The sequence below is a fragment of the Candidatus Magnetaquiglobus chichijimensis genome, assembly GCF_045865675.1.
In the GTDB taxonomy this organism is placed as follows: Bacteria; Pseudomonadota; Magnetococcia; order Magnetococcales; family Magnetaquicoccaceae; genus Magnetaquiglobus; species Magnetaquiglobus chichijimensis.
The window spans coordinates 1,696,087-1,706,547 of the sequence record NZ_BAAFGK010000004.1; the positions used below are offsets into that span (position 1 = coordinate 1,696,087).

Below are 10,461 nucleotides of genomic sequence, written 5' to 3' on the forward strand. Positions count from 1 at the left end.
GGCAGAGCCTTTGGTCGCGATTTTTTTTCAAGTTTTCATTCCCCTCAACGGACGCAACCATGCCGAACACCCACCCATGATTGAGACAAACACACTCAGGCCGTTACTCCCCCCTTCCCGCCACCTCCCTGGTGCAGCAGCGACTCCGCCACCACACGGGCAGACTCCAGGTCCAGATGGATCGAGGCAAAGGATTTTTTCAGCAGCGCATCGGGCAGCGCCCAATCCCACTTTTCCCGTTGCAGATTCTTGACATCCTCCAGCAGAACCGAAGGATCGGCTTCGACCTGCTGGCTGATGCTCCGCAAGCCATCCAGAACCTGGCGGTCATCGGCGTTTGCGATCTGCACCATCAGCCCGGCGTTGATGGCCTGTAGCCCCTGTTTTTTCAACAGGAGCGCCAAGGCATCGTTGGTGCGATCACCGCGCCAGGTCAACAACAGCACCCCATTCCCTGAGTCCAGGCGTGTCCGCTTCTCCAGTCCGGCCTCACGGTAGTAGTGACGCGCCTCCCGCAGCAGCGCCCTGGCCACGGAATCCAGATAGCCAATCTCTCCGGACTCGGAGAGAACCCGCCGCATCTCCGCGCGCACCCGGTCATGCACCTTGCCCGAGCCCCCTCCGAACGCGGGTGGGGTCCCTCCTGGACCAGGCTTCACGGTGATCAACTTCTTGTCCATGTCCACATCCAACACCAACCAGCGCCGTCCGGCGAACACGATGAACTGTCCAACCACCAGAGGCCGATGGATCGGCAAGGCTCCCAGGGCACGCCCCTGACAGACAAGACGGAACTCCTCATCGGTCTGAAACGCGCTGTAGAACGAGTAATGATTGACCATCTTCTCCCCCAGAGCGCCATGCAACAGCACGCCGGAGGGGCCTTGAATCAGCAGATCACACGCGCCCAGCTGGCGCAGCAGCGCCAGGAACTCGGCTTGGGTCAAATTGGCAAAGGTGCCATCATGGGTCAGGATGTTCCACAACTGACCGGCTCTCGCGCCTCCCCGCTCGGCAATTACCGACAGAATCTGTTGCACCAGCGTCGAGGCGTGGATGCCCCGCACCATCGGCGGTTCAAACCAGCGCGCCAACAACAGTCGCAGCATGGCAATGGTCTGCACCAAACCTTCGCGCAGCAGATCGGAGAGGTCGGAGTGGGCGGTACATGGCGACTCCATGGCATAGCACCGCAGGATCGCCGCCTCTCCGGCGCGACGACCCGAACGGCCCATCCTTTGACGCAGACTGGCCACCGAGGGCGGCGCGCCAATCTGGGCGATGGAGCGCACCGCGCCGATATCGATGCCCAACTCCAGCGTCGTGGTACAGATCGCGGTTGCCGGACGATCCCCACGCTTCAAGGCGGTTTCGCTCTCCTCGCGAATCTCACGGGCGAGACTCCCGTGATGCGGCCAGAACTCATTGGGGATCCCCTCCCGGTCACAACAGCGGCGCAGCAGATCGGCCAGCAACTCCACCCGGTTGCGACTGTTGGGAAAGACCAGATTGTTCGATCCACGCAGCTTTTTGTACAGATCCGCGCCGATATCCAGCAGACCGCCGCTCACCAGATCCTCGAAACCCGGCTCCTGCTTTGGCGTCGGATCGTCAGCGCACGAAGGACGATCAAGTACCCCCTTGACCAGAAGTTGCAACGACCCGCTTTGGGTCGAATCCACAATCAGCCGCACCCCGGACCCTTTGTCCGGACGCAGGAATTCCGCCGCCAGGTTCATGTCTCCCAGGGTCGCCGACAGACCCACCCGAGGGAGTTTGCGACCGGCAACCAGCTCCAGGCGATTCAACAGAGATTGCAACTGCTTGCCGCGCTCCGTGCCGATGAAGGCATGCAACTCATCGACAACCAGATAGTCAAGCGCCGCGGTCAAGGTGGGAAGCCAGCTGCCTCGGGTGACGCAGATCGCTTCCAGGGACTCGGGCGTGATCAGCAACACCCCGTGCGGCTTTTTGATGAATGCCTGCTTGATGCGGGAAGAGATATCGCCATGCCAGGGGATCACCGGGATCTCGACATGTTGGCACAACGCGGCCAGACGACCCCATTGATCGTTGATGAGCGCCTTGAGCGGACTGACATACACGACAGCCCGTTGTTGTGGTTGGACGTTCAGCAGACGGTTGAGAATCGGCAAAAAGGCGGCCTCGGTCTTGCCAGCCGCAGTCGCCGCGGCCAGCAGGACATCCTGAGCGCCCTTCCCGATGACCGGAATCGCCTCTTCCTGGACATTACGCAGCTCGTTCCATCCTTGCGTATAAATCCAGCGCTGAATGCGGGTGTCGAGCTGTTCGAAGGAGCGGCTATAGCCGGAAGCTGACCAATTCATCCGCATCCTCGCCCGGCTGGTCACTCTCTCCCCCCTGGTCGCGCGCCACCTCCACCGTATCCAGGAGCGAATGCCACGCCACACCCGGATTCTGTTCCAGGGTGGCGAGCAGATCGATGAATGCACGGATGGTGCTGCGCGGCGTGCGAAAATAGGCATCACCCAAGCGTCTGGCACAGTGTTCCAGAAACGCCAGCAACCCTTCATCCGGCAGCAGATAGCGTTCCGGATGACCGGAGGCATACACATGACGCAATTTTCCCAGAAGCACGAACAGCTCTTCTGGCGTCAAACTTGTCAGGCGAATGATCGGCCCGGACAGATCAATCAACCCATTCCTGGCAAACCGGTTTTCCGTCAGTCGGGATTGCAGGGCTTCGTAGCTGTACAAACCGCGACGGGAATCCAGCAGAAACTCCGGCGTTCCGCCCAGTATAAACCCAACCCCCTCGGCATAACCTTGCAAGGCGTCGTTCAGAATGCGCAGTATCTGCTCGTAATTGCCGTTTCTGGCCTGGGTGTTGGCCAATTTGTACAGGTTGACCAGTTCATCCAGACAGACCAGAAGACCCGCAAAACCTGCCAGACGCACAAAGCGACCCAACAGCTTGATCTGATCGTGGACAGTCGCATCGTCCACGATGGTGCGCACGTTCAAAGCGGCCCGGGCATCGGTGCGTGTGCTGAACTCTCCTCGCAACCAGCGCAGCGCCTGGGATTGCACCGTTGTATCCCCGGTGTCGTATCCCCGACAGTAAGCCGCGATCACTTCGGCAAAGTCATACCCATTGACCATTTCCGTCAACGGGAGCAGCCGGGTGCGAATCAATCCCTCGGCACTCGTGCCGGCACTCTTGGCATCGGTTCTGGCCTGGGCAATGAATTTCTCGATCACCCCCTGCAGCGCATTTCCTTCCGGCTTGGTGCGCGTGGCCAGATTGCGGGTCAGCTCCTGATACAACGAACGTGCCTGCCCCCCGCTGGCATGCAGACGACGATCCGGATTGAGATCGGCCTGCATGGTCACCAACCGCTTCTCCAAGGCGATCGAACGAATCAGATTGAGAAAAAAGGTCTTGCCCGCGCCATACTCCCCGATGATGATGCGAAAACTTGATCCTCCGTCGTGAATCCGTTCGAGATCGCGCAGCAGCGCCTCAACCTCGCGCTTGCGCCCCACCTGAATCAGATGTTGCCCGGTTCGTGGAACGACTCCCGCCCGCAGGGCGTCGATCACCGCATCCCGATCCTTGATGCGCATGGAGCTGCTCATGCCGATAATTTCTCCAACAAGGGTTGATGTTGCAGGATCTCTACCGGATCTTCACCTTCGTAGAGATCCATCTCAAACAGTCCAATAATGACATCATTCAACAGCTCCAGAGTTCCGTCGAGCATCAGATCCATGTCGGCTGCCAGGTCGCTCAACTCCTGCCGTGACCAGGTGGGACGCATGACCAGATGACGCAAAAAGGCTACATGCTCGGAACTGAGTCCAAACAAGGGTGGCTCGACCGACTCCGGTTCAGCCTTCCGCGTCGGCTCGGCTGCGGGATGGGCTTCGGCGGTTTCACCGGCAAACAGCTGAGCCAGCAGCGTGGTGACGGATTCGGTCTCCTGTTGCAGCTGGTCGATCCGCGCAAAATCGAGCCGCACCCTGGATGCGTCGGCCTCCACTCCTGCCGCCGGATGCGCATCCCGTGGCTTTCCAGGTGATGGAGCCATTTCATGCGTGATACCCGAATCCGCACATTTGACACCTGTCGCATGTGTCCGATGCACGGACTTGTTATCCAGACGTTGCGCACTCACGCCGTGCAGATCGGCATAGAGCATCTGCACATCAAGCTGCAAGGCCTGGTAGATGCGTTCGAGTTGCTTGACCTCGCCAGGCGTGATGATGCCATCAGCCTCGGCCAAATGGGCCAGAAATTTCGCGACCGCATGCCGGGCATCGAGCGTCATGGGCTGGAGGCGTTTCTTGAGTGTCGTCAGCCTTGGCGGCTGCGCAAGTGACAATCGCATGTGCGCTTTGAGTCGTTGCCGTTGTCCTGGTAACAAATGGGCCCAGGAGTCGATCTGATCCGTCAGGCGGGTCAGAGTCGGTACGGCGAGTCGCTCGATATCATCCGCCAAGGCCACCAGACAGGCCAACTCCACGGTTGTGACGCAACCCTGGTAAATCGGCGTGTTCCAGGGGGTATGGTCTTCGTCCTCGACAGGATAAAGCACCACCCACTCATCCGGCTTGAACCGTTTCCTCCCCTCCTCGAAATCCGGTGCCATGCCGATCCGGTTTATGGAAAAGGCCGAGGCTAACGCGGATAACATCTCCCGCGTCAGTGGAGGCGAACATCTTAACCGCTCCATCAACCCATCAAAACGCATCACGCGCATCTCGTGGCGGCTCTGCTCCTGAAGAGCAAGAAACTCAGACGTAAGTGCATCGGGCCAGCACGCAGATGGCAGCAGAAGGAGCGCCTCATGACTCTTGTCCCGCTCTGGATGACGCGCGATGAAACGGCTATAGGGTTCCAACAAGGTGGCACAGAGATCGATCACCTCCTGAAGCTTGGCCTGGGGCGCGGATTGCGCCGAGATTTCCGGAAGATGGTTCAGTTGTCGCTTGAACTCCATGCCATTCAGTTTGCCAGAGGCAGCACGGTAGGAGATCGTCAGGCGGGTCTGATTGGCGCGCAACCGCATTCCGGTGCCAAACAGTTCGGAATATTTCACTTTGAAAAGCGTCGCGAAAGCTTCCACGCAACGTTTGACCGGCGTGCGCAGAAGCCGGTTCGGATCGGAGAGCACCCAGACAAGTGCCCATTCGGCTGGCAAAGGCTGTCGATCCACGGCCAGTTGACCCAGTGCGATACGCAGTCGCAATGGAAGCGGATGGGAGCGCCTGGCTTTTGGAAGAGTCTGCACATAAATCTCAGGCTCAATGGTCGCGGATTCAAGGTAGTCAAGAAACGCCGTGGCATAATTCCGGAATGAATCATTGGATTCATGGATGGCCAGGAGTCGCCGGATCTCCCTTGCGATCGACGGAATGTCTGCTTGTGCGTCCGAATCCTCTTTGGCGTCGATCAGCGCCCGGCGTTCCAATCCATAATAGAACAAAAAAAGATAGCCAATATCGATCTCTTTTTCACGACGATCCCCAGCCAACCATTGCAGATAGGCCCGGCGCGCATCCGGATGGAGCGTCGCGTAATCCGGCCAGTATGAGGTCAATTTCAGGATGAGATCAATGGGATGGGAGGTAACCTCCAGGCTTGGATCGATCATAGACGGCTCTTCACGACTGAAGCGGTTGGCCGCTCTCCAGACATACAGCATCCCTCCTGGCAAAACAAACCCGGCTACCTTGACAGACTCCCCAGGAGGTATCCAGCCTAATCGGGCTTCGTTGGGGATCGATGGCTCAGGAGGTGGAAGGCGATGGGTGGGTTCGCGACTGCCAAGTCGAATCGTCACGAACGGTTCATGACGCGTCTGTTGCACATCCGTCACCGCCGACCTGGATGGGATGAGAGAGACTGGCATGGCCGAAGATTGGTAGGCAGATCCGGATGGCTTGGCTGGGGCTACAGGCTCGATAATCGCGGATTGGATAACTGGTTGCTGATCAAGTGGTTGAGTAGAAATCGCATCTGCTTTGATTGGACCTGATCCGTCCAGCGCAGAAGCAGGAATGGACGGCACGGGTTTGGACTCGGAGAGCAATGGTGTGGATCGCTGCTTCAGCGTCCGGAGCAACCAATAAACAATCAGCAGGAGAAGGTAGCCAAAACGCCACGAAGCCGGCAGCAGAAATAACAAACCTCCTGCCAGCAGGAGGTCCATCCACCGACCACTGCCGCCGAAGATCACGATCACAACCGCGATGACATGCCATATGCTCACGCTGGATAATTCATGGTCGGTCATGCATTATTTCCCAACGGATATCAATTGATATTATTGATTCTTATTTGAATACACAACCATCCTCTTCTAAATCTTACCATGTTTTTGATCGTCGTCAAACGGTCAATATAGAAAAATCAATAACAATTTAAATAATATTTCTATCTGTATTGTCTTCAGAAATCTTTTATATCTTCAAGATAATTCAAAGAGATGCTTATAGCTCTCTGGTTCTTTTAAGCAAAAAAATCCAGACACCTGACAGGCGTGTCGCTCTTAATGGCGAAATGGTTGTGCATTCCTGGACCAATCGATTAATATAAAGTATGATAATTTCTCACTCACAGTCGTCATCCGAATCCGCATAAACGACAAGCCGGAAGCATATTGCTTCAAAATTTTTATAGTTATAGATATATATCACAAACCTCAAGAAGAGCATCTTTGCTAATGACAGATACAAAACACCACCCCATCGTGCTGATCGATATGGAAGGGTTCTCACGTCTTCCCACGCACACACATCGACGCGAAGCCATTGTTAGATTAGAGAAAATTATCACGGACTGCTCCAGGCGATTTGTGGGTTTTGCCAATCCCTGGAAAGTGATGCAGCGTCATGGCACCGGGGATGGCTATTATCTTCCATTGAGCGCTTTTTCCGCACCGGTGGCTATGCGCTTTGCCCTGGACCTCGAAAAGGCCCTCAAGCTTCATAACGACACACACAAGGACTATCCCTTGCGACTGCGGGTTGGACTCACCTTTGGTGATGTGGAAACAGTAGCGGGAGATCAACTCAATAGCGACGCCTTTATCGAAGCAGCGCGACTGGTTGATCATGCTTGGTTGAAATCACTTTTAAAGAAACAATCCGGGAAAACCTTGATTCTGGTGGTATCCGCCCTGTTCTATGACATCTGGCTGAACCACCCGGAGCGAATGACCGAGGGATTAAGAATTCCGGAAGCGTTGCCTTGGACGCGCGTGGAATTTGTCATCAAAGACGACAAACGATTAATGGGATACGTCCAGTCAGACCTTGATGTGGTGCGCAAGGAGGTCCAGGAGGCCGCTTTACCGGATTTACCCTCTCCACCTCAACCCGAACCAAAGGTCGCGCAGGCACGCGCAATGCCCGACCTGCCACCACTGTCCCATACTGTTCCGCACATCGTTCCGGTCCAAACACTGCCGGATCCACCACCTTTTGCTCAACCTGAATCGATCCGTGCTCCAGCTCATCGCAAATCTCCTCCCAACCCATCTGCGGTTACAACCACACCAAACACCGACCGCTTCCATATAGGAATTATTACGATCAAACCAGAGGAGTTCACTGCGGTTCTTGACAAGTTAAATATCGACAGAGACTCCAAACCGTTCAAAAATATCTATTTGTGGGGTGATATCGAGACTCTCCATGGCGTCTGCCGCGTCGCCGTTACTAGAGCCCTAGTGCCGGGCAATAGCCATGCAAGTCAAACAGCCAATCAAATGATCCAGGATCTCTCTCCAGATTTCATTCTGGTTGTGGGGATTGCTGGAGGCATTCCAGGAGAGGATTTCAGTCTTGGAGACGTGATCGTATCCAACCATATTCATGATTTGACACTGGAGGATACGGGAACCAACCCAGAAAACCGAAGATTCAATGCATCCGGGGGACCTCTCCATCCGGCAATCAATCAAATCCTACAGATTCTGCACGCTCGTATTCCATTCAAACCACCATGGAACACTCAAAACGCCATTCATTGTAGAAGACCAGAAATAAAGCGGGAATTTACTACGGAAGATTCTGATCTGAACCGTACGATTCTGTCAGGTCTAAATACACTTTCCAAGAGATTGCATCTTCGACCGATCTTTAAAATCGAGTCTATCGCCGCCAGCGACCGTTTGATCAAGGATCCGGAATTGCTCAGAAGTTGGCGCAAAATCATCCGGGGCATAGCCGCCGTGGAGATGGAAAGCGCCGGCATATACGTCGTCTGTCATGCATCCCATAAACCATTTTTAGCCATTCGTGGCATCAGTGATATTGTAGGTCTGGCGCGCAATGAAAGCTGGACAATCTACGCATGCCATACTGCCGCATCCTTCACGCGCAGTCTGATTCAATCAGGAGTATTCTGTCCGGATCAATCAGCACCAAATACAGGATTACCACTGGGGTCCGGAACGATCCATACCAATATCCCCCCTGATGATTCATCAACATCCAGAGCCTCATCCAATCCTGAAGAGGAGTCGCGCCCACAAGCCTCGTCAACCACGAGACCAACTGAAGAAGTCGTGTATCAACGAGACACAGAAGAACTTATGGATGCGTTGAAAGAAAAGATTGCCGGGTTATTGAATGCCAAAGTCATAGAAATGCTCGACACGATCGTGGCTGAGAAAAAAAATCTGCGCAAAGAGATTTCGTTTGCTTCCAGAAAACGCGCCCAGGAGTGGTCCGACAGGCTGGTTGAAATGAATTTCATGGATGGCAAAGAGTTATTGAAGCAGTCGCACGAGCAGTTGTCAGCATCCAAAGAAGAGGAGTCGGTGCGCATCATCGAACGCATTAGCCGCCTGTTGATCCCGTGGATCTTTGTTGTAGAAAATGCAAATGGAGAAGGTGTGCAGCTGGCATGGGGGCGCGTGTCGGTGTTGGGTAGCGTGTTGGTATTACCGGTGGGGAATGATTCATTTGCGGAATTGATCATGGCCGGCCTGGACCGCCGTGAGGTAGACTGGGCCGTGATCGATAAATATCCCCGAGGCAAAAATGCACGTAAAATTTCAATTCCCCCGGAAGGAGGAACCACGGACACATGGAAAGAAAATGTGCTCGCTGATCTGCTGAAAGAGTTCCGTCCCCCTCACACACCAAAAAGAATGTCAGACCGCAAGAAGAGAATTGCTGTAAACTTCGAAATTGAGCAAGAATTTAAAGACTCCAAGCCACGCATCTATTTTATTTGCGACGACCGCCCAGAAAATGCAGTCGATGCCAGGATTTATGATGAGCATATCGCATGGTTTGCCAGAGAGTTCCCATCTGTTGCTATTGTAAGCCTGAGCACGAATGAAGAAGTTTATCTGCGCGATCAAAAACTGTTCACGGAGATTCGTCCACTGCTTGTACCGGGGAGCACATGAATACCTACCAAAGAATCGAGCTGCCCAAGGATGGCAAACCTTGGGTCAAAGTTACCCTGTCCACAAACCAGGATCGGATCGACGACCAAGCCCATTTGTTGGGGGTGGAGGAGATTCATGCCATCAACGCTGCGATCGCCTCGGGGAGGCCCTTGTTGGTACGCGGGGAACCGGGCACGGGCAAAAGTCAAATGGCGAGGGCGGCGGCCAAACTGCTGAAGCGGGCCTTTGTGCGGCATGTGGTCGACTCGCACACCGAATCCAGGGATTTGTTATGGCAATATGATGCGGTGCACCGTCTGGCCGAGGCACAACTTGCGGGGGTGTTGCGTCAGGAACCGGATGCCATTCGGGAAGAATTGCGTGTAAACCGGTTTGTGCATCCAGGTCCCATGTGGTGGACATTCAATTGGCAGAGTGCCCTGGAGCAGTCCAAACATACCGGCACGCTGACCGAACCCGAGCAGCTTGACGGAGGGGTATGGCAAAACGGCGCGGTATTGCTGCTCGACGAAATTGATAAAGCCGAATCCGAAGTGCCCAATGGCCTTTTGGAGGTGCTGAGCAATCGGTGCTTCACCCCAAAAGGGATCGGGAATGCGGTGCGGATGACCGGCAACCTGCCTCTGGTGATCATCACCACCAATGAAGAACGCACTTTGCCAGACCCTTTCCTGCGTCGCTGTCTAGTGCTTTACCTTGAGCTGCCTGAAACAAAGGAGCAACTCCTGGACTTTCTGGTCGAGCGTGGCCATGCCCATTTCCCCAGGACAAGCCCCGACTTCCTACGCAAGGCAGCGAGTCTCCTTTACACCGAACGCTTTAAAGCGCGCGAAAAACACATCTCCCCACTCCCCGGCCAGGCAGAGTATCTCGATTTGCTCCGCGCCGTTCTCAATCTGACCTCATCGGAAAAGAAGCGAGACGAGATGTTGAACATCCTCGCAGGTTTCACTCTGAACAAGAACCGGGTCCGGTTAGAATCGGTATGAACCCCACCTGCTCATATCCGCAATCTATCCGACCCCAGTACTGGCAGGTCAGGTTGACA

At 55.0% G+C, this 10,461-nt stretch carries 5 protein-coding genes; 2 read left to right on the plus strand and 3 right to left on the minus strand.

Features of this window, described 5'->3' with window-relative positions:
• Positions 1–95: 95 nt before the first annotated feature.
• Genes ACOY6C_RS11450 through ACOY6C_RS11460 form a run of 3 tightly spaced genes read right to left on the minus strand, consistent with a single transcriptional unit; the run spans position 96 to position 6,281 of the window.
• On the minus strand, positions 96–2,348 hold the full coding sequence (locus ACOY6C_RS11450; protein WP_420905610.1) for a DEAD/DEAH box helicase: 2,253 nt from the start codon (positions 2,346–2,348) through the stop codon (positions 96–98).
• On the minus strand, positions 2,323–3,621 hold the full coding sequence (locus ACOY6C_RS11455; RefSeq protein ID WP_420905611.1) for an ATP-binding protein: 1,299 nt from the start codon (positions 3,619–3,621) through the stop codon (positions 2,323–2,325). Before ACOY6C_RS11455 ends, ACOY6C_RS11450 begins: the two co-directional genes overlap by 26 nt.
• The gene (locus ACOY6C_RS11460; protein WP_420905612.1) at positions 3,618–6,281 is read right to left on the minus strand and encodes a tellurite resistance TerB family protein; all 2,664 of its coding nucleotides are present in this window, start codon (positions 6,279–6,281) and stop codon (positions 3,618–3,620) included. The genes ACOY6C_RS11455 and ACOY6C_RS11460 overlap by 4 nt, the downstream gene beginning before the upstream one ends.
• Before the next feature lie 429 nt (positions 6,282–6,710).
• On the opposite strand from ACOY6C_RS11460, the gene ACOY6C_RS11465 reads away from it, so the two are divergent.
• Together ACOY6C_RS11465 and ACOY6C_RS11470 are read left to right on the plus strand one after the other, a co-directional pair.
• A complete protein-coding gene (locus ACOY6C_RS11465; RefSeq protein WP_420905613.1) occupies positions 6,711–9,410 on the plus strand; it encodes a phosphorylase family protein in 2,700 nt (899 codons plus the stop codon).
• Positions 9,407–10,402, plus strand: coding sequence for an AAA family ATPase (locus ACOY6C_RS11470; protein WP_420905614.1), 996 nt, complete (start codon positions 9,407–9,409; stop codon positions 10,400–10,402). Before ACOY6C_RS11465 ends, ACOY6C_RS11470 begins: the two co-directional genes overlap by 4 nt.
• The last annotated feature ends 59 nt before the right edge of the window (positions 10,403–10,461 follow it).